Source organism: Lentzea guizhouensis, from assembly GCF_001701025.1.
Taxonomy (GTDB): Bacteria; Actinomycetota; Actinomycetes; order Mycobacteriales; family Pseudonocardiaceae; genus Lentzea; species Lentzea guizhouensis.
The window spans coordinates 4,753,073-4,771,649 of the sequence record NZ_CP016793.1 but is presented as its reverse complement, the minus strand read 5'-3'; the positions used below and the strand labels follow the sequence as shown (position 1 = coordinate 4,771,649).

The window sequence follows — 18,577 nt, the reverse complement described above, 5'->3', positions numbered from 1 at the left end:
GCGGGTGGTCCACGCCATGACCGCCGCGCCTGCCCGTCACCCGAAAAACTGAGCGAAAAAACCACCCCGGTCCGACAGACTGCTCGGTATGCGGATCCACGAGGTGCGGCCGGAGGACTGGCGGTGGTGGCGCGACGCCCGGCTGGAGGCGCTCGCCACCGACCCCGGCGGGTTCGGGTCGACGCTGGCCCGTGAGCAGGCCTACACCGAGGACGACTGGCGGGAGTCGGTCGAGCGGGGGCTCAAGCTCGTGGCGCTCGACCCCGGTCCGGTCGGGCTGGTCGGCGCGATGACCAAGCCCACCGGCCTGGAGCTGTTCTCGATGTGGGTGCGCAGCTCCCACCGGGGTCGCGGCGTCGGGGAAGCGCTGGTCGGAGCCGTGCTGGCGTGGGCGGCGCAGGACGGCTGGAAGGTCGTGCGGCTGCACATCTACGACGACAACCTGCCCGCGCGGCGGCTCTACGAACGACTCGGGTTCGTCGACACCGATGAACCCGAGTACATGGAGCACCTGTTGAGCTAATCGGTCACCCTCCACGGTCATGGCCAGGTCAGCGCAGCCGTCCTAGCGTGGGTGCCATGAGCGAAGCCTTGATCTTCGACGCGGTGCGCACGCCCCGTGGCAAGGGCAAGCGCGGGTCGCTGCACAGCGTGCGGCCCGTCGAGCTGGCCGCCGGTGTGCTGCGCGCGCTGTCCGAGCGCAACTCCCTCGACACCTCCTCGGTGGACGACGTCGTGTTGGGCGTGGTGTCCCCGATCGGCGAGCAGGGCGGCGACATCGCCCGTGCCGCGGTGCTGGCCGCCGGCTGGGACCAGCGGCCGGCCGGTGTGCAGCTCAACCGGTTCTGCGCCTCCGGCCTGGAGTCGGTGAACCTGGCGGCCGCGAAGGTCGCCTCCGGGTTCGAGGACCTGGTGGTGGCCGGTGGCGTCGAGTCGATGTCGCGGGTGCCGATGGGGTCCGACGGTGGTGCGTGGGCGATCGACCCGGCCACCAACTTCGACCTGTCCTTCGTGCCGCAGGGCGTGTCGGCCGACCTGATCGCGACGCTGGAGGGCTTCTCGCGCACGGACGTCGACGCGTGGGCCGCCCGGTCGCACGCGAAGGCGTTCGAGGCGCAGAAGAACGGCTTCTTCGAACGGTCCGTGGTGCCGGTCGTCGACCAGAACGGCACGGTGGTGCTCAAGGAGGACGAGACGATCCGCCCCGAGTCCACCGTGGAGTCGCTGGGCGGGCTCAAGCCCAGCTTCCAGTTCCACGGCGACCTCGGCTACGACACCGTCGCGATCGACCGCTACCCCACCGTCGAGCGCATCCGGCACGTGCACACGCCGGGCAACTCCTCGCAGATCGTCGACGGCGCGGCGGCCATGCTGATCGGCTCCGCCGCCGCCGGGCAGTCGCTGGGCCTCACGCCGCGGGCGCGGATCGTGTCCGTCGCCGTGGTGGGCACCGAGCCGACGATCATGCTGACCGGACCGGCGCCGTCCGCGCGCAAGGCGCTCGACCGGGCCGGGCTCTCGGTGGAGGACATCGACCTGTTCGAGGTCAACGAGGCGTTCTCGTCGGTGGTGCTGAAGTTCCTGCGGGACATGGACATCCCCGAGGACAAGGTCAACGTCAACGGCGGCGCGATCGCGCTGGGCCACCCGCTGGGCGCGACCGGCTGCATGATCCTGGGCACGCTGCTGGACGAGCTGGAGCGGCGGGACCTGCGCCGCGGCCTGGCCACGTTGTGCGTGGGCGGCGGCATGGGCATCGCGACGATCATCGAGAGGGTCTGACCTGTGTCCACTTCCGCTGGCACGTTCCACTACGACAAGGACGCCGACGGCATCGTCACCCTGACGATGGACATGTCCGGCTCCGCCAACGTGATGAACGACGAGTACCGCGAGCTGATGGGCGACGCCGTCACAAAGCTCGAAGCTGACGAGATCACCGGCGTCGTCATCACGTCCGCAAAGAAGACGTTCTTCGCCGGCGGCGACCTCAACGTGCTGATCGCGATCACGCCGGAGAACGCCTCCCAGGCGCTGGAGGGCGTCGAGGAGCTCAAGTCGCAGCTGCGCCGGCTGGAGAAGCTCGGCAAGCCCGTCGTGGCCGCCATCAACGGCACCGCGCTCGGCGGCGGGTTCGAGATCGCGCTGGCCGCGCACCGCCGGATCCTGCTGGACGATAACAGCATCCGCGTCGGCCTGCCGGAGGCGACGCTGGGCCTGCTGCCCGGCGGCGGTGGCGTGACGCGCATGGTGCGGCTGCTGGGCGTGCAGAAGGCGTTGCCGTTGCTCATGGAGGGCAAGCAGCTGCGGCCGGAACGCGCGCTGCAGGCCGGGATCGTGCACCAGCTGGTCCCCACGCGCGAGGAGCTGATCTCCGAGGCCCGTGCGTGGATCAAGGCGAATCCCGCGCCCGTGCAGCCGTGGGACGTGCAGGGCGCCGGTGTGCCGGACCTGAAGTTCGGCGACCCCACCAGCTACGGCCTGCTGGGTGCCGCACCGGCCGTGCTGCGCAAGAAGTCGCACGGCGGGTACCCGGCGCCGGAGAAGATCATGGCCACCGCGGTCGAGGGCGCGTACGTCGACTTCGACACCGCGCTGAAGATCGAGGGCCGCTACTTCGTGGAGCTGGCGTCCGGCCAGGTCTCGAAGAACATGATCACGGCGTTCTGGTTCAACCTCAACGAGGTCAACGGCCGGGCGTCGGCGGCGGGCAGGCGCGTGGCGAAGCTCGGCGTGCTGGGCGCGGGCATGATGGGCGCCGGGATCGCCGAGGTGTCCGCGAAGGCGGGCATCGAGGTGGTTCTGAAGGACGTGACCCTGGAGTCCGCCCAGAAGGGCGCTCAGGGCCTGGAAGGCATCACGCCGACCGACTCCGACGACGACCTCGCGGGCTGCGACCTGGTCATCGAGGCCGTCTTCGAGAACCGCGAGCTGAAGAACAAGGTGCTGCCCGCGGCGGAGTCCGCCGCGCTGCCGGACGCCGTGATCGCGTCGAACACGTCGACGTTGCCGATCACCGGGCTCGCGTCGGCGGTGTCCGCGCCGGAGCGGTTCATCGGCCTGCACTTCTTCTCGCCGGTGCCGAAGATGCGGCTCGTGGAGATCATCCGCGGCGAGAAGACGTCGGAGGAGACGCTCCAGCGCGCGCTGGACTACGTGCGGCAGATCGGGAAGACGCCGATCGTGGTCAACGACTCGCGCGGGTTCTACACCTCCCGGACGTTCGGCACGTACGTGATCGAGGCGATCACGATGCTGGCCGAGGGCGTGGCACCCGCGTTGATCGAGAACGTGGCGAAGAAGGCCGGCATGGCCGTGGGCCCGCTGGCGGTGTCGGACGAGGTGACGCTGACGCTGCAGCTGAAGATCCACGACCAGACGCTCGCCGACGACCCGTCGCTGGTGTCGGACAGCCCCGCGTACGACCTGATCCGCGAGATGGTCTCGCTGGGGCGCACCGGCAAGTCGGGTGGCGCGGGCTTCTACGAGTACCCCTCGGACGGGTCGAGGAAGTTCCTGTGGCCCGAGCTCACGACCCGGTACGCGAAGGCCGACGCCGGTGTGTCCGAACAGGACGTCCGCGACCGGCTGCTGTTCGTGCAGGCACTGGAAACCGTGCGGTGCCTGGACGAGGGCGTGCTGACGTCGGTGGCGGACGCGAACATCGGCTCGATCTTCGGGTTCGGCTTCGCGCCGTGGAGCGGTGGCACGCTGCAGTTCATCAACTCCTGCGGCGTGCAGGCGTTCGTGGAGCGGGCGGACTACCTCGCGGACACCTACGGCGAGCGGTTCCGGCCGTCGGCGTCGCTGCGGGAGCGCGACAGGTTCTGAGGCCGTGTCCTCCGCCCTGAGCGGGTCTCAGGGCGGAGGGCCCTTCAGGGCGGCGAGCCGGGCCGCCCACTCGCGTTCGGCGACGGCGAGGCCCTGCTCGAGCGTCTCGACGAGCGACAGCCGGCTCATCGACACCACCGCTGACGCCGGTGGGCCTCCGACGCCGCGGGTCCGGCAGGCGAGGTGGACGCGGTCGCCGTCGGGGAAGGCGAACGCCAGCACGTCATCGGTGCACTCGCCCCACTCCAGGAACTCGCACCTCCCGAACTCCGCCCCTGGCCCGGTGTCGTCGCTCGTCCACTCCTCGGCGAGGCGGAACGCCTCGACCGGCGAGACGAAGCCCACCGGAGGCGCGGCCGGCACGCGAAAGCGGCCGAGCTCGTCCTTGAGCTTCTTGACCAGCAACGGCGGGTAGAAGGCGTTGTCCCAGCCGTTCACGTGCAGCCCGCCGACGAAGACGTCGACGCACAGCAGGCCTGGATCCCGTTCGACGTGGAACTCCAGACCGAACTCGGTCCGCGACCCGAACACCCCGGCCGTCCTAGGCGCGGTAGGAGCCGGGTGACGACCCGGTCCACCGCTTGAAGGCCCGGTGGAAGGCGCTCGCCTCGGAGAACCCGAGGCGCAGCGCCAGTTCCTCCACCGACTCACCCCCGCGCACCAGTGACGCCACGGCCTGGTCGCGCAGCAGCTGTTCGCGCACCTCGCGGAACGACGTGCCCTCCGCCGCCAGCTTGCGCCGCAGCGTGGGCGCGCTCACCCCGAGCCGTGCGGCGACCGCCTCCAGGCCGCCGACCCCGCTGCCCAGCAGGCGGCGGACGTGCCCCGCGGTGTCGGCGCCGTAGTCCCGGCGCGACAACAGCTCCGCGGGCGAGTGCCGCAGGAAGCGCTTGAGCGCCGCCTCGTCCTGGACCACCGGCATGCGCAGGAACTTCGGGTCGAAGCTGATGGTCGTGTGCTCGGCGCCGAACGTGAGCGGGCAGCTGAAGATCAGGTGGTACTCGCCGGCGTGCGCGGGTTCCGGGTAGGCGAAGGTGGCGCCGGTGAGCGGGATGCGGCGGCCGATCAGCCACGACGAGAACCGGTGCCACAGCACGAGCAGCGACTCGGTGAGGAAGTGGTCGGCGTCGCCGGGGACGTCCAGCCGGAAGGTGCCGTCGCCGAGGGCGAGGTCGAGCGGTTCGTCGAAGAGCTCGTAGAAGGCCAGGCCCCTGCGCAGCGCCGACTCGAGGTCCGGGCAGTGCACGGCGAGCAGGCACATCATCGCGAAGGTGCCGCGTTTGGACGGTCGCGGCCCGAAGCCCATGAACTCGTCGTCGAGCACTTCCCACAACGTCTGGACGAGCCGCGTGTACTGCGCCGGCGTGACGCGCGCCCGGTCGTCGGCGAGCAGCGTGGCCGGGATGCCGGCCCCCGCGAGCACCTCGTCCGCGCGGGGGCACGCGCGCAGGGCCGCGCGCACGTAGTGGATCGCCACGGTCCGGGTGTGCACGAGGCACAGTAAAACGTCCGCATGCCACCGGCGGTGGAACGACCCCGGGGAGAGTGGGAGTCGTGCCACCGCCGGCGAAGGCCCACCCAGTGAGCCGTGCTCCTCACCAATGGGGCTTCCGCCCGCCCACCGGCAAGGGACGATGTTGCGTCCTGACGTTGACGCTATGTGGTCTAGACCAGAAATGTCAATAGGGCGAACAGAGCAGGTCTGTCCGGATGTTTCAGGCCTGTTCCAAGGGTGCTACGGCAAAGCCCGCGGAGAAGCGTTTGCACCAGATCACGACACTCCGAATGGTGGACACGTCCACACCGGCGGGGATTTCGTACACCTGGTCGCCACGATTTCCCTTGAGCTTGCCGAGGCTGGTGAATCCTTGACCGAAGGTTTTCTCCGGCTGGCTCGACGCGTGCGGTGAGAGGTAAACGTACAGGTCAGGGCCGTCACTCGTGCTCAGGGCGGCGAACTGGACGGAATGGCCGCCGCCGGGGAGTTCGATGAGGCTCGCCTTACCGGTAGTGGCGTGTTCGAGTGAGCGCCACTCACCGGCGGCGACCTCCCGGGGCGTTTCCACCATCGGCTGCGCGGAGGTGGAAACGGGCGCTTCGGCGGGTGCGGAAGTGGTCGTCGCCGGGACGAGGAGCGCCTCGTTCGTTTCGCGGACCGTGAGCAGGCGCCACGGCTGGAAGAGGTACAGCCCGACGCCGAGCGCGATCACGAGGACGAGTGCGGCGGGGATCAGGAATCGGCGATGGCGCATGCCGAAAATACTGGCGCAAAACGGGCGGAAAAGACCTTATGGAGTTGTTAAGACCTGACGGGCGCGGAAGATCACCGGCCCGGCGTTGCTGCTCCGCAACGAGACGCCCGCACGCATGGGCTTCCGCGCACTCCCCCGTTAAGGTCCCAGCCGTGGCGACGCAGGCGAGGATCGGCCAGGCCGTGCTCGGTGTGCTGATGATCGGCTGCGCGCTCTCGGGCCTCTTCCCGAAGCCGGTGCCCCTGCTGTTCGCCGTCGCCGCCGTCGGCACCGCCAACGCCGCCTTCCCGCTCATGCGCGTGTTCGGCTCGGCGTTGCTGGGCGGGGTGGCGGCGTCGTCGATCGCGTTGTCGGCGGTGCCGTTCGTGACCTGCTCCTCGGAGCGCTTCACCGAGGTGTTCACCTGCACGGGTGACGCTCCCACGTGGCACCTGACCGGAACCGTGCTGGTGGCAGGGCTTGCGGGGGCCAGTTTGGTGCTGGCGCGGATCACGGTCCAGTGACGGCGACCACTCAACCAGGGGCGTCAGGGCGCCGATAAGGCTGAAAGGTGAGCGTTCCAGGAGCCTTGATCACCGGGTACTGTGCCGTGAGCGTGACCACCTGACTTCAACCCGTGAGCAATTGAGGAGGACTGCTGTGCGCGCACTGTGGGCCGCTGGTGGCTCCGCCGTGCTCGGCTCCGCGTTGCTCGGTGTACTGGTGGGGATGGCGATCCACGGCGTCGCGGATGACGACCCGTCGGCCAGAACCCCCGCGTCCAGCTGGGTCACCACCACTCCGAGCACGTCCGTGAGCAGCACCGAGAGCACCACACCGGCGAGCAGCGCCCCGTCGAGCTCGTCCACCACCACGTCGAGCACCCAGCAGACGCCGAAGAGGACCACCCCACCGCCGGCCGTCACCAACCCGGCCCCACCGCCTCCGGTCGTCACGACCACGACGACCACGACGACGCCGTCCGGCTGGCCGTGCAGCCCGTTGAACCCGCTGCCGCCGCCCACCTGCAAGAACCTGGGCTGACCTCCCGCGCGCCTTGAGCAGTCAGGGCTCGCTCAGCCGATCCGCGCGACCGCCTTCCCGGTCGTGGTCTCCGTTGAACATCCGGAAAAGACCTCGGCGGGGGCGGACCAGAGTCCGCCCCCGCCGAGGTCTTTCCGCGTCCGCAGCGCTCAGGCCGACTCGCGGCGCACCAGCATCGTCGGCAGCATCTCCTGCTTGCGCTTGACGGTCTCGTCGCGCAGCAGCTTCATCAGGTGCTCGACCATGTGCTTCACCTGCGAGTCCGAGTCCTGCCGCACCGAGGTGAGCGGCGGCGCGGTGTGCTCGGCGATCGCCACGTGGTCGTCGAACCCGACCACCGCGACGTCCTCCGGCACCCGCTTCCCGGCGTCCAGCAACGACTCCAGCGCGCCGGCGGCCATCAGGTCGGAGGCGACGAACACGGCGTCGAGCGCGGGCACCTTGGCGAGCAACGCCGTCATCGCCTTGCGGCCGCCCTCGCGGGTGAAGCCGCCGTCCTCGGTCAGCCGGGCGGCGGCCTTGTCGTCGAGCTTCAGCGCCGACTTGAAGCCGTTGAGCCGGTCGATCGCCGACAGCTCGTCCAGCGGGCCGGAGACGTGCACGATCTTGCGACGGCCCAGCGACTTGAGGTGCTCGGTCGCGAGCACGGCGCCGCCCTCGTTGTCGTTGTCGACGAGGTGCATGCCGCGCAGAGATCCCCACGGCTTGCCGGCGTAGACGACGGGCAGCGGGAGCTTCTTCACGATCGAGACGAGCTCGTCGTTGCGGTGCGGGGCGAACACCAGCGCGCCGTCGACGTGGCCGCCGGCGAGGAACCGGTGGGCGCGGGCCTGGTCGTCCGGCGAGTGCACCAGCATCAGGACCATCTGCACGTCGACGTCGGCCAGCGCGCGGGCGCCGGCGCGGATCAGGCGGGCGAAGTGGGGGTCGTCGAAGATCTTGGGCTCCGGCTCGGAGAACACGACGGCGACGGCGCCGGTGCGACGGGTGACCAGTGCCCGCGCGGCGCGGTTGGGTTGGTAGCCCAGGGCGTGCACGGCGGCGTTGACGGCCTCCAGTGCCTCGGGGCTGACCCTCGGCGACGCGTTCAGCACCCGTGACGCCGTGGCGCGGGAGACCCCGGCCCTCGCGGCCACGTCCTCCAGCGTCGGTCGCGCGTGGTTGGACACGAGCACCACCACTCCTCGATGAAAACCTTTGAGACGCTGGTCAGCTTAGCCGCAAGCGATCTCGGAGGAGGGTTTACGCGTTGTCGGCCGTCATTTTTCGCCAACGGCGACCGCGATCGGCGTCGTCACAATGCCTCCACGTGGGTCGATGGACACCCGGAGCAATCCGTCCTCCCGGCGTGTCGTCGCGGGCAACCCGGCGGAGACGGCGGTCCGCACCAATGCCGCTGAGGAAGGCAGGCACCACGCGACGAGCTCCCGATAACCGAACAACCGCGCGTCGGAAGCCAATGCGGACAACAGCCGCGAACCCACGCCACGGCGTTGCCACGCGTCCTCCACCAGCAGCGACACCTCCGCGCAGCCGGGCAGTCCGGTGTGGATGAGCTGACCGATGGCGATCAGCCGGTCACCGCGTCCGGCCACGATCGTCGTTCCGCGCGGCGGGCTGAGGAGTCGGTGCACCCACCGCCTCGGAATCGTGCTCATCCCCGAGTGGTAGCGGTTGAACAACGTCCCCATCGAACATCTGCCGTGCAACGCGGCAACGGCTTCGGAGTCCGCGACCGTGCCCGGACGCAGAACCAGTTCGTCTTCGAGCACTCCTCGCATCATGCGAACCAGGATTGCGAGGCGCTGTTGCGGCGGCGCGACACCGCGGTAAAAGCGGCCGGACGATTCCGTGTCCGCAACGCTGAATCGTGTTCACCTGCGCGCCGTAGGGTGCGCGCCATGAGGAGAACTCTGGCCGTGGGCCTGACGTTGCTGACCGTCACAGCACTGGCCACCCCCACCACCGCCGCCCCCGGCACGGCTCGTCACCAGGCCCCGAAGCAGGCCACCCTGACGAACTTCGCCTCACTGCCGGCGCAGACGTACGTCCCCGGCAGCGAGCCCAGCGGCGCCGCGCTCGGCACCGCCCCGATCAACGGCGTCACGCCGCCGTTCGCCGACCAGCCGGTCCAGGGCTTCAGCGGCGTGCTGCGCAACAGCGACGGCACCTACGACGTCATCTCCGACAACGGTTTCGGCACCAAGGCCAACAGCGCGGACTTCCTGCTGCGCATCCACCGCGTGGCGCCGGACTTCCGGGGCGGCGGCGTCGACGTCCTCGGCGGCATCACGCTCACCGACCCGGACAACAAGGTGCCGTTCCCGCTCGTGCGCACGGACCGCGTGCTGACCGGCCAGGACCTCGACATCGAGTCGATCACGCGGACCCAGGACGGCACCTACTGGATCGGTGACGAGTTCGGCCCGTACCTGCTGCACTTCGACCGCGCGGGCCGGCTCCTCTCGGCCCCCGTGGCACTGCCGGGCGTGCGCGCGCCGGAGAACCCGGCCGGCAACCCGAACCTGGGCAGCAGCAAGGGCTTCGAGGCCATCACCCTCTCCCCCGACGGCAAGACGATCAACGCGCTGCTGGAGGGCACCGTCACCGGTGACGCGCCGGGCACGCTGCGGCTGAACGAGTTCGACGTCGCGCGCAACGAGTTCACCGGCACGACCTGGGTCTACCAGCTGGAGAACCCGGGCCTCGCCATCGGTGACGCGATCGCGGTCGACCGCAACCGGCTGCTGGTCATCGAGCGAGACGGCGGCCAGGGCGACGCCGCGCAGATCAAGCGGATCTACCTCGCCGACAAGCGCGACCGCGACCGGGACGGCAAGCTCGACAAGACGCTGGTCGCCGACCTGCTCAACATCGCGAACCCGAAGCGCGTGGGCGGCCAGGCCGACCCGTTCCGCTTCCCGTTCACCACGATCGAGGACGTCACGATCCTCGACGACCGGACGCTGCTGGTCATCAACGACAACAACTTCCCGTCGTCGTCGGGCCGCACGCCGGGCAAGCCGGACGACAACGAGTTCATCACCATCAAGCTCGGTGACACCCTGCACGCGGACCCGCGGGTGCTGCGCCGCCGCTGAGGCCCGAAACGAGAGAGCGCTCTCACCTGTGGACGGAGTCATCCGCAGGTGAGAGCGCCGAACCCCTCGGTCCGGGTGCGCCGGTCCGGGTCAGACCGTGTAGCCGTGCGCGGGCAGGCCGTTGTTCCCGATGATCCGGGAGAACGTCGCCGCACTCTCCTTCACCGTGCGCTGCTGCGTCTCGAAGTCGACGTGCACGATGCCGAACCGCTGCGAGTACCCGGCCGCCCACTCGAAGTTGTCGAGCAGCGACCAGGCCAGGTAGCCGCGGACGTCCGCACCCGCCGCGATCGCCCTGTGCACCGCGCGCACGTGGTCGACCAGGTACTTCGTCCGCTGCACGTCCACGACACGGCCCAGCTCGTCGACCGTGTCCGGGAACGCGGAGCCGTTCTCCGTCACGACCAGCGGGATGCCGTCGACGTGCTGCGAGAGCCGCACCAGCAGCTCGGTGAACGCGTCGGCGTTCTGCTCCCAGCCGAACCCGGTGAGCTCGCCGCGCGGTGGTTGCAACGCCACCCCGCGCAGGCCGGCGTGCGGGCCCTCCGGCACGAAGTCCTCCTCGGCCGGTGCCACGCGCGTCGGGTTGTAGTAGTTGACGCCGATCCAGTCGACCGGGGTCGCGATGGTCTCCATGTCGCCGTCGCGCACCACGTTCGTCCAGTCGCCCAGCCAGCTGGTGTCCTGGAGGACGTCCAAGGGGTAGCCGCGGCCGAGCACCGGGTCGAGCAGGATGCGGTTCTGCAGGCCGTCGACCTTGCGCACGGCCTCCAGCGAGGCCTCCGAGGAGTCGTCGGCCCAGATCGTGCTGAAGTTCAGCACGAGCGAGAGCCGGTGCGACGCCGGAGCCTGCGCGCGCAACGCCTGGGTGGCCAGGCCGTGGGCCAGCAGCAGGTGGTGCGCGGCTTCCAGGGAGGCCACCGGGTCGGCCACGCCGGGGGCGTGGATGCCGTTGCCGTAGCCCAGGAACGCCGACACCCACGGCTCGTTCAGCGTCGTCCAGGCCTCCACCCGGTCGCCGAGCCGGTCGTGCACGATCGCCGCGTACTCGGCGAAGCGGTAGGCGGTGTCGCGGTTGCGCCAGCCCCCGAAGTCCTCCAGCACCTGTGGCAGGTCCCAGTGGTACAGCGTCGCCAGCGGCTGGATCCCCTTGTCCAGCAGGGAGTCCACCAACCGGTCGTAGAACGCGAGCCCGCGCTCCTCGACCGCCCCGCTGCCACCGGGCTGGATGCGCGGCCACGCGACGGAGAACCGGTAGGCGGCCAGGCCCAGCGACGCCATGAGGTCCACATCGGAGGAGTACCTGCGGTAGTGGTCGCAGGCCGGGTCACCGCCGTCGGCGTTCAGCACCTTGCCCGGTGTCGCCGCGAAGGTGTCCCAGATCGAAGGCCCCCGACCGTCCACTGTGGTCGACCCCTCGATCTGGAACGCCGCGGTGGCCGCTCCCCACAGGAAGCCCGGTGGGAAGCTCAGCACCTCCCGCTCGACCTCGACGTCCGAGTCGGTTGTCATTCACTCACCCCTTCACCGCGCCCTGCATGATTCCTCCGACGATCTGGCGGGACAGCAGGACGAAGATCGCGATCACCGGCAGGACGGCGAGCGACGCGCCGGCCAGCATCAGCGAGTAGTCGGTGTAGTACCCGCTGGCCAGCGACGACAGCGCCACCTGCACGGTCGGGCTGTCGTTGGGGTCGAGCACGATCAGCGGCCAGAAGAAGTCGTTCCAGGCCGTCATGAACGTGAACATGCCCAGCACCGCCGCCTGTGGCCGCACCGCGGGGAACCCGACGTGCCAGAACGTCCGCAGCACCGAGCACCCGTCGACGCGCGCGGCCTCGATCAGCTCGTACGGCACGGTCTCCTCGCAGGCCTGGCGCATCCAGAACACCGCGAACGAGCCGATCAGCACCGGGACGATGACCGCCTGCAGCGTGCCGTACCAGTCCAGGTCCGACATCAGCATGTACAGCGGGATGACGCCGAGCTGCGTGGGCACCATCGCGGTGCCGAGCACGACCAGGAACAGCGAGTCGCGGCCCTTGAACCGCAGCCGGGCGAACGCGAAGCCCGCGAGCGTGCCCAGCACGACGTTCGAGATCGCCACGGTCGAGGCGACGATGAACGAGTTCTGCATCGCGAGCCAGAAGTCGACCGTGTCGAAGACGCGGGTGACGTTCTCGACGAGGTTGCCGCCGGGGATCAACGGCGGCAGCTTCTCGCCGAGCACCGAGTTGTCCTTCGACGCCACGATGAACGAGTAGTACAGCGGGAAGATCGAGGCGGCGAGCACCGCGACGAGGAACCCGTAGAGCAGCGGTCCCGCCTTCATGCGAGTCATCGGGCGATCACCCCTTCGACGCGATGCGCCGCGTCAGCGAGAAGTTGATGACCGCGACCAGCAGCACGACGATGAACAGCATCCACGCCACGGTGGCCGCGTAGCCCGCGTCGAACAGCCGGAAACCCTTCTCGTACATGTAGAGCACGAGCGTCTGGAACTGCCGGTCGCTGCCGCCGGTCGAGTTGTTGGCGGCGAAGCCGGGGTCGAACAGCGCGGGTTCGGCGAACAGCTGCAGGCCGCCGATGGTCGAGGTGACGACGGTGAAGAGGATGGTCGGCCGGATCGACGGCACGGTGATCGACCAGAACATCCGCCAGCGCGAGGCGCCGTCCAGCGTGGCCGACTCGTACATGTCCTTCGGCACCGACTGCATCGCAGCCAAGTACAGCAGCGCGTTGTACCCGGTCCAGCGCCACATCACCATCGACGAGACGGCGAGGTGCGAGGCCCACGTCTCGGCCCGCCAGTCGACCGGGTCGATCCCGACCAGGCCCAGCAGGTAGTTCACGATGCCGAAGTCGCGGCCGTAGAACTGCGCGAACACCAGCGCCACCGCGGCGACCGAGATGACGTTCGGCAGCAGCACGCCCGCGCGCCAGAACGCACTGCCCCGCAGGCCCCGGTCGAGCAGCGCGGCCAGGCCGAGCGCGGCGAGCAGCTGCGGCACCGTCGACAGCACGAACAGGCTGAGGGTGTTGAACAGCGCGTTCCAGAAGTTCGGGTCGCCGAACAACCGGCTGTAGTTCTCCAGACCGACGAATCCCTGGTCACCGTCGATCAGCTGCCAGTCGTGCAGCGACACCCACGCCGTGTACAGCAGCGGGTAGAGCCCGAAGATCGCGAACACCACGAAGAACGGCGTGATGATCAGGTACGGCGTGTACTTGGCGTCCCAGCGGCTCAGCCCCAGCCGCCGGGGCCCGTCCTGAGAAGGAGGAACCGAGGCGGCCGGGGCCGCCTCGGTCTCCGTGCGCGTCAACGTCACTTGACGACGTCCTGCACTTCCTTCAACGCCTGCGTCCAGGCGTCGGCTCCGGACTGCTTGCCCTGCTCGACCCGCGTGAGCGCACTGGCGAACACCGGGCCGACCTTCGAGTCCTTCGTGCCGCGGTAGGTGGGCTTGAGCGACTCGGCGGAGGTGGCGAAGATCTGCCCGACCGGCGCCTTGTTGAAGTACTCGTTGACCGTGGCCTGGACCTCGGCGTCCTGGTAGACCTTGGGCTGGCTGGGCAGGTTGCCGGTCTCCTTGAAGATCCGCTTCTGCTGCTCCGGCGCGGTCAGCCACTTCGCCAGCTCGTAGGCCTCCTTGGGGTGCTTGCTCTGCTTCGGGATCGCGAGGAACGACCCGCCCCAGTTGCCGCCGCCACCCGGCGCCGTCGTGACGTCCCACTTGCCGGCCGCACCGTCACCGGCACCGGCCTTGATGAGCGCGAGCGCCCACGCGGGGCAGGTGGTGGTGGCGAACGACCCCTGCTTCAGCGCGACGTTCCACTCCTGGCTGAACGGCTCCAGCGCACCGGTCTGCTGCTTGGTGCCCAGCGCCGCCGCGGTGTCGAACGCGGACTTGACCTTGTCGTTGCGCTCCGCGATGTACGAGTCGTCCTTCGCGAAGTAGCCCTCCTCGGTCTGGTCGAGGATCGCCTTGTAGACGTTGCGGCCGGTGTCGACGAACTTCACGTTCGGCGTCTTGGCCGTGAACTGGTCCGCGACCTTCGCGTAGTCCGCCCAGGTCGGCCACAGCTTCGCGACCTCGGCGCGGTCCGTGGGCAGACCGGCCGCGGCGAACAGGTCGCTGCGGTAGCACAGCCCCAGGCTGCCCATGTCGGTGCCGAGCCCCAGGACGAACTCGCCGTTGTCGGCGGTGCCCTGGTTCCACTTCCAGTCGGCCCACTGCGACTTGAGGTCCTTGGCGCCGTACTCGGCGAGGTTCACGAACTTGTCCTTGGAGGCGCGGAACTGCGAGACCACGCCCTCCTCCAGCGCGACGATGTCGGCGGCACCGCGGCCACCCGCCAGCTGCGTGGCGAGCTGCGTGTTGTGCTGCTCCATCTTGACCTTGCGCTGCTCGATCTTGATGTTCTGATGCGAGGCCATGTACTCCTCGATCAGCTTGTCGTAGCCGAAGTCGGAGAACAGGCCGAGTGACAGCTCGATCTTGCCGTCAGCCTCGGAACTCCCGCCGCATCCCGCGACCAGAACCATCACGAGGGTCGCAGCAGCGCTGCCGACCAGCCTTCTGTTCATCCGTCCTCCTCGACGGCGCCGTAGGCGCATGTGAACCTCGGTGAGAGCGCTCTCACACTCAACTGGAGAGGCGCCGCTGTCAAGCGGTCGACATCGTTCCGTAACTTTGTGGAGGCGAGCAACAAAAACCAGGGCCGGAACGGCCGCGTGTCCCGATCGAGACCACGACCGGGTGCGGAAACGGAGAGAGGGACGACCGGGCCCTCGCTCCGGTCGTCCCTCTCATCCCAGGTAGAGGGCCTTGCACGCAAAAAATGACGCGTGCCCCCAAGATTTTTTCCACCCTTCCGGTTGAGACGGCCGGCAGCGGGTACGCGGGGAGCTTCCGTGCACCAGGAGTGCACGAAAGCTCCCCGCGTGCACCTGGAACGATGCGGAGGTCCGGCGCCCCGACGGCGCCGGACCTCCACCGATCCCCCTGGATGCGCGGCCCCTGTTCCGCGCGCCCGATCTGTTCGTGGCCAGGCCCCGACCCCGGCCACGAGCAGACGTCCTACCCCTCCGCCATGCCCGCGACCACCGAGTTCTTCGCCGCGCGCCGGGCGGGCAGGGCGGCCGCGATGATCGCCGCGACCACGGCCAGGCCCAGCATGATGCCGATCTGGCCGAACGGGATGGAGTAGCTGATCTGGAACTCGGCGTTCGAGATCGCCTCGACCAGCAGCCAGCCGAAGCCGGCGCCGAGTGCGACACCCACGACCGCGCCGATCAGGGCCATCAGGATCGACTCGACCACCAGCATCTGCCGCAGCTGGCCCCTGGTCAGGCCCAGGGCGCGCAGCAGTGCGGACTCGCGGGTGCGTTCCAGCACCGAGAGCGTCAGCGTGTTGGCGATGCCGAAGAGCGCGATGATCAGCGCCAGGCCGACGAGCGCCCAGATGAAGAGCAGGATCTGGTCGATCTGGCCGTTGAGCTCGGCCTTCGTCTCGGCCGCCGAGTTCAGCACCGCGACCGGGGAGCTCGCGATGGCCCGTTCCAGGTCGGCCCGCGCGACCGTGATGTCGGTGCCAGGAGTGAGCTTGACCAGCAGTTTCTGGTAGCCCTTCAGCGGCTCCTCGAGCAACCCGGTGGCCGCGGGCAGGGTCACGATGCCGGTGCCGAAGCTGTTGTCCTTGACCAGTGCGACGACCTTGAAGTCCTTGCCGCCGAGGTTCACCGACGAGCCGACCGAGAGGCCGGCCTCCTTGGCCTCCTTCTCGCGCATCGCGATCTCGTTGTCCTTGAGCGTGCCCAGCGGACCCGTGGTCGTCTCGGCGCGCACCAGCGAGCCGATGGCGTCCGCGGGGTAGCCGGTCACGTAGGCGTACGGGAGCTGCGGCGACTCGGTGGACGCGGTGAGCTCGGGCGCGACCTTCTCGACGTTGCGGACCTTGGTGAGCTCGTCGGCGAACTTCTGGCCGAGCGGCTGGCTGTAGACGTTCGAGGTGACCTCGTAGTCGGCCGGGAACCGCTCGTCGACCTTCTTGAGCATCGTCTCGCGGCCGCTGCCGGCCACGACCGTCACCATCGCGACGATGGTCACGCCGATCATCAGCGCCGCCGTGGTGGCGGCCGTGCGCTTCGGGTTGCGGCCCGCGTTGGCCGAGGCCAGCTTGGCCGGGACACCGCGCAGCGCCTTGCCGAACAGGCTGTTGATCGGGCCCACGTAGAGCGGGCCGAGGAACAGCACCGCGAGCAGCAGCACCATCGTGGCGCCGCCGGTGATGAACAGCGCGGGCTCTTCCTTCTCCTGCTGCAGTCCGAAGTAGACCGCGGCACCGCCGACCGCCAGGATCAGCGCGGCGACGATGATCCGGATCTTGCCGGTGCGGGCGACGTCGTCGTGGCTGTCCGGCTGCGAGCGCAGGGCGGCCACCGGGGCGACCTGCGTGGCGCGGCGGGCGGGCAGCACGGCCGACAGCACGGTCACGACCACGCCGACGCCGAAACCGGCGGCGATCGTCACCCACGAGATCGGCAGGCGGATCGGGAAGTCGTCCCCGCTGGGCCCGCCGACCGAGCCGATGAAGGCCTGCAGGCCCGCCGAGACGCCGAGTCCGCCGAGGATGCCGAGCACCGACGCCGCGAGGCCCATGAAGACCGCCTCGGCGAGCACGCTGCGGAACACCTGGCTGCGGTCGGCGCCGACGCAGCGCAGCAGCGCGAGCTCCTTCGTGCGCTGGGCGACCAGGATGGTGAAGGTGTTGTAGATGACCATGCCGGCGACGACGAGCGAGATCGCGGCGAACGCCAGCAGGACCGACCTGATCTCCCCGGCGGCATCACCCACCTGCTCCAGGGTCTCCTTGGTCAGCTGCTCACCGGTCTGCACGTCGTAGCCGGCGCCGATGACACCCTTGATGTTGTCGACGAGCTGCTGCTGCGAGACGCCGTCCTTGGCGACCGCCACGATCTCGTAGACGCGCTGCTTCGGGATGACCGTGCGCAGGCCCTCCGGCGACACCACGACGTGGTCGCTGCCGGACATCGACACGCTGCTCGCGCCCTGCTGGTAGGTGCCGACGATGGTGAACGCGTGCTCGGCGTTCTCCTCGTCGAGCAGCTTCAGCTTGTCGCCGACCTTGAGCTTCGCGACCTGGGCGGTCTTGGTGTCGATCGCGGCCTCGTCGGCCTTGACCGGGAACTTGCCCTCCTTGAGGTTGAAGTCCCGCAGCTTCTCGGTCGTCGGCAACGGCTGGACCAGCGCGTTGCGGGCCTTGTTGTCACTGCCGAGCAGTGCCGCGCTGCCGAACTCGCGGGCGTCCGCGCCGGCCACGCCGTTGGTGGCGCGGATCTTCTGGACGAAGTCGGCCGGGATGCCGTTGTCGCGGTCGGTGCTGTTCTCCGACAGGTGCACCGCGGCGTCCACGTTGCGGGCGCTGCGGGCGAAGTTGTCCCTGGTCTGGGCCTCGACGGCGTCGCCGAGCACGAGCGTGCCCGTCACGAACGCGACGCCGAGCGCGATGGCGATGCTGGACAGCACCAACCTCGCCGTGCGGGCACGCAGGCCCGCGAGGATCGTCTTCAGCATTTCTGGCTCACGCCCCCAGGTGCGTCAGGGCGTTGACGACGGACTCGGTGGTGGGCTGGTGGATCTCACCCGCGAGCCGGCCGTCGGCGAGCAGCACCACGCGGTCGGCGTAGCTCGCGGCCACCGGGTCGTGCGTCACCATGATCACGGTCTGGCCCAGCTTGCGGACCGACATGCGCAGGAAGTCCAGCACCTCGGCACCGCTGCGCGAGTCCAGGTTGCCGGTCGGCTCGTCGGCGAAGATGACCTCGGGACGGGCGACCAGGGCACGGGCACAGGCCACGCGCTGCTGCTGGCCACCGGACAGCTCGGTCGGGCGGTGGGTCAGCCGGTCGCGCAGGCCCAGGACGTTGACGATGGTGTCGAACCACTCCCGGTCGGGCTTGCGACCGGCCAGTTCGAGGCCCAGCAGGATGTTCTGCTCCGCGGTCAGCGTCGGCAGCAGGTTGAACGCCTGGAAGACGAACCCGACGCGGTCGCGGCGCAGCTTGGTGAGGTCCTTGTCGTTCAGCTTGGTGATCTCGGTCTGTCCGATGTGGATCGCACCGCTGTCGACGGTGTCCAGTCCCGCGAGGCAGTGCATCAGCGTCGACTTGCCGGAACCCGACGGGCCCATGATGGCGGTGAACCGCCCGGCCTGGAACGCGACGTTGATGCCGTCGAGCGCCCGCACCGCGGTGTCACCCTTGCCGTAGACCTTCACCAGGTTGTGGGCCGCCGCGGCGGTCCGGGTGCCGACCTCGGACACCAGTGCAGACATGTCGCTTGCCTT

The 18,577-nt window shown here is 69.4% G+C and carries 16 protein-coding genes and 1 pseudogene; 6 read left to right on the top strand and 11 right to left on the bottom strand.

Going from position 1 to position 18,577, the window contains the following annotated elements; genetic code table 11:
* The first annotated feature begins 88 nt into the window (after positions 1–88).
* From BBK82_RS23605 to BBK82_RS23595, 3 genes and pseudogenes are all read left to right on the top strand, one after another.
* On the top strand, positions 89–523 hold the full coding sequence (locus tag BBK82_RS23605) for a GNAT family N-acetyltransferase (protein ID WP_065916947.1): 435 nt from the start codon (positions 89–91) through the stop codon (positions 521–523).
* 56 nt (positions 524–579) lie between these two features.
* Complete coding sequence (locus BBK82_RS23600) at positions 580–1,782, top strand: acetyl-CoA C-acetyltransferase (RefSeq protein WP_065916946.1); 1,203 nt, start codon at positions 580–582, stop codon at positions 1,780–1,782.
* Positions 1,779–3,831 (top strand): annotated as a pseudogene (locus tag BBK82_RS23595) (3-hydroxyacyl-CoA dehydrogenase NAD-binding domain-containing protein). The gene BBK82_RS23600 and the pseudogene BBK82_RS23595 overlap by 4 nt, the downstream one beginning before the upstream one ends.
* Positions 3,832–3,858: 27 nt before the next feature.
* Here BBK82_RS23595 and BBK82_RS23590 read toward each other — a convergent pair.
* From BBK82_RS23590 to BBK82_RS23580, 3 genes are all read right to left on the bottom strand, one after another.
* The gene (locus tag BBK82_RS23590; RefSeq protein ID WP_065916945.1) at positions 3,859–4,362 is read right to left on the bottom strand and encodes a hypothetical protein; all 504 of its coding nucleotides are present in this window, start codon (positions 4,360–4,362) and stop codon (positions 3,859–3,861) included.
* Positions 4,363–4,372: 10 nt separating this feature from the next.
* On the bottom strand, positions 4,373–5,323 hold the full coding sequence (locus BBK82_RS23585; protein ID WP_065916944.1) for an AraC family transcriptional regulator: 951 nt from the start codon (positions 5,321–5,323) through the stop codon (positions 4,373–4,375).
* Positions 5,324–5,546: 223 nt separating this feature from the next.
* The gene (locus tag BBK82_RS23580; protein ID WP_065916943.1) at positions 5,547–6,083 is read right to left on the bottom strand and encodes a DM13 domain-containing protein; all 537 of its coding nucleotides are present in this window, start codon (positions 6,081–6,083) and stop codon (positions 5,547–5,549) included.
* A gap of 152 nt (positions 6,084–6,235) precedes the next feature.
* Between BBK82_RS23580 and BBK82_RS23575 the strand changes: the two genes are divergently transcribed.
* Complete coding sequence (locus tag BBK82_RS23575; RefSeq protein WP_065916942.1) at positions 6,236–6,586, top strand: hypothetical protein; 351 nt, start codon at positions 6,236–6,238, stop codon at positions 6,584–6,586.
* A 136-nt stretch (positions 6,587–6,722) separates the two neighbouring features.
* Positions 6,723–7,106: a hypothetical protein gene (locus BBK82_RS50450; protein ID WP_154697451.1), complete on the top strand. Its 384-nt coding sequence runs from the start codon at positions 6,723–6,725 to the stop codon at positions 7,104–7,106.
* A gap of 149 nt (positions 7,107–7,255) precedes the next feature.
* Here the strand turns inward: BBK82_RS50450 and BBK82_RS23565 are convergent, their stop codons facing one another.
* Both BBK82_RS23565 and BBK82_RS23560 read right to left on the bottom strand, forming a co-directional pair.
* Positions 7,256–8,281 (bottom strand): LacI family DNA-binding transcriptional regulator, encoded by a 1,026-nt coding sequence (locus BBK82_RS23565; protein ID WP_065921298.1) that lies wholly within the window; start codon positions 8,279–8,281, stop codon positions 7,256–7,258.
* Positions 8,282–8,365: 84 nt separating this feature from the next.
* Positions 8,366–8,890 (bottom strand): GNAT family N-acetyltransferase, encoded by a 525-nt coding sequence (locus BBK82_RS23560; protein ID WP_083268108.1) that lies wholly within the window; start codon positions 8,888–8,890, stop codon positions 8,366–8,368.
* A 117-nt stretch (positions 8,891–9,007) separates the two neighbouring features.
* Here BBK82_RS23560 and BBK82_RS23555 point away from each other — a divergent pair, with 117 nt between their 5' ends.
* Positions 9,008–10,207 (top strand): esterase-like activity of phytase family protein, encoded by a 1,200-nt coding sequence (locus tag BBK82_RS23555; protein ID WP_065916939.1) that lies wholly within the window; start codon positions 9,008–9,010, stop codon positions 10,205–10,207.
* A gap of 90 nt (positions 10,208–10,297) precedes the next feature.
* Here the strand turns inward: BBK82_RS23555 and BBK82_RS23550 are convergent, their stop codons facing one another.
* From BBK82_RS23550 to BBK82_RS23525, 6 genes are all read right to left on the bottom strand, one after another.
* Positions 10,298–11,719, bottom strand: coding sequence for a GH1 family beta-glucosidase (locus tag BBK82_RS23550; RefSeq protein ID WP_065916938.1), 1,422 nt, complete (start codon positions 11,717–11,719; stop codon positions 10,298–10,300).
* 4 nt (positions 11,720–11,723) lie between these two features.
* Positions 11,724–12,548 carry a carbohydrate ABC transporter permease gene (locus BBK82_RS23545; protein ID WP_065916937.1) on the bottom strand — a complete coding sequence of 275 codons (825 nt, stop codon included), beginning with the start codon at positions 12,546–12,548 and terminating at the stop codon, positions 11,724–11,726.
* Between the two features lie 7 nt (positions 12,549–12,555).
* Positions 12,556–13,461 carry a carbohydrate ABC transporter permease gene (locus tag BBK82_RS23540; RefSeq protein ID WP_418287518.1) on the bottom strand — a complete coding sequence of 302 codons (906 nt, stop codon included), beginning with the start codon at positions 13,459–13,461 and terminating at the stop codon, positions 12,556–12,558.
* Positions 13,462–13,532: 71 nt separating this feature from the next.
* The gene (locus BBK82_RS23535) at positions 13,533–14,795 is read right to left on the bottom strand and encodes an ABC transporter substrate-binding protein (protein ID WP_065916936.1); all 1,263 of its coding nucleotides are present in this window, start codon (positions 14,793–14,795) and stop codon (positions 13,533–13,535) included.
* Between the two features lie 493 nt (positions 14,796–15,288).
* Entirely contained in the window at positions 15,289–17,805 is a 2,517-nt protein-coding gene (locus BBK82_RS23530) for an ABC transporter permease (protein ID WP_065916935.1), read from the bottom strand.
* Between the two features lie 7 nt (positions 17,806–17,812).
* Positions 17,813–18,565: an ABC transporter ATP-binding protein gene (locus tag BBK82_RS23525; RefSeq protein ID WP_065916934.1), complete on the bottom strand. Its 753-nt coding sequence runs from the start codon at positions 18,563–18,565 to the stop codon at positions 17,813–17,815.
* Positions 18,566–18,577 lie beyond the last annotated feature (12 nt).

What these genes read in the sequence shown, in the direction of transcription:
- BBK82_RS23530 (WP_065916935.1), bottom strand. Translation starts at nt 17,805, where the DNA reads ATGCTGAAGACGATCCTCGCGGGCCTGCGTGCCCGCACGGCGAGGTTG.
- BBK82_RS23560 (WP_083268108.1), bottom strand. Translation starts at nt 8,890, where the DNA reads ATGATGCGAGGAGTGCTCGAAGACGAACTGGTTCTGCGTCCGGGCACG.
- BBK82_RS23545 (WP_065916937.1), bottom strand. Translation starts at nt 12,548, where the DNA reads ATGACTCGCATGAAGGCGGGACCGCTGCTCTACGGGTTCCTCGTCGCG.
- BBK82_RS23600 (WP_065916946.1), top strand. Translation starts at nt 580, where the DNA reads ATGAGCGAAGCCTTGATCTTCGACGCGGTGCGCACGCCCCGTGGCAAG.
- BBK82_RS23535 (WP_065916936.1), bottom strand. Translation starts at nt 14,795, where the DNA reads ATGAACAGAAGGCTGGTCGGCAGCGCTGCTGCGACCCTCGTGATGGTT.
- BBK82_RS23555 (WP_065916939.1), top strand. Translation starts at nt 9,008, where the DNA reads ATGAGGAGAACTCTGGCCGTGGGCCTGACGTTGCTGACCGTCACAGCA.
- BBK82_RS23580 (WP_065916943.1), bottom strand. Translation starts at nt 6,083, where the DNA reads ATGCGCCATCGCCGATTCCTGATCCCCGCCGCACTCGTCCTCGTGATC.
- BBK82_RS23550 (WP_065916938.1), bottom strand. Translation starts at nt 11,719, where the DNA reads ATGACAACCGACTCGGACGTCGAGGTCGAGCGGGAGGTGCTGAGCTTC.
- BBK82_RS23525 (WP_065916934.1), bottom strand. Translation starts at nt 18,565, where the DNA reads ATGTCTGCACTGGTGTCCGAGGTCGGCACCCGGACCGCCGCGGCGGCC.
- BBK82_RS23605 (WP_065916947.1), top strand. Translation starts at nt 89, where the DNA reads ATGCGGATCCACGAGGTGCGGCCGGAGGACTGGCGGTGGTGGCGCGAC.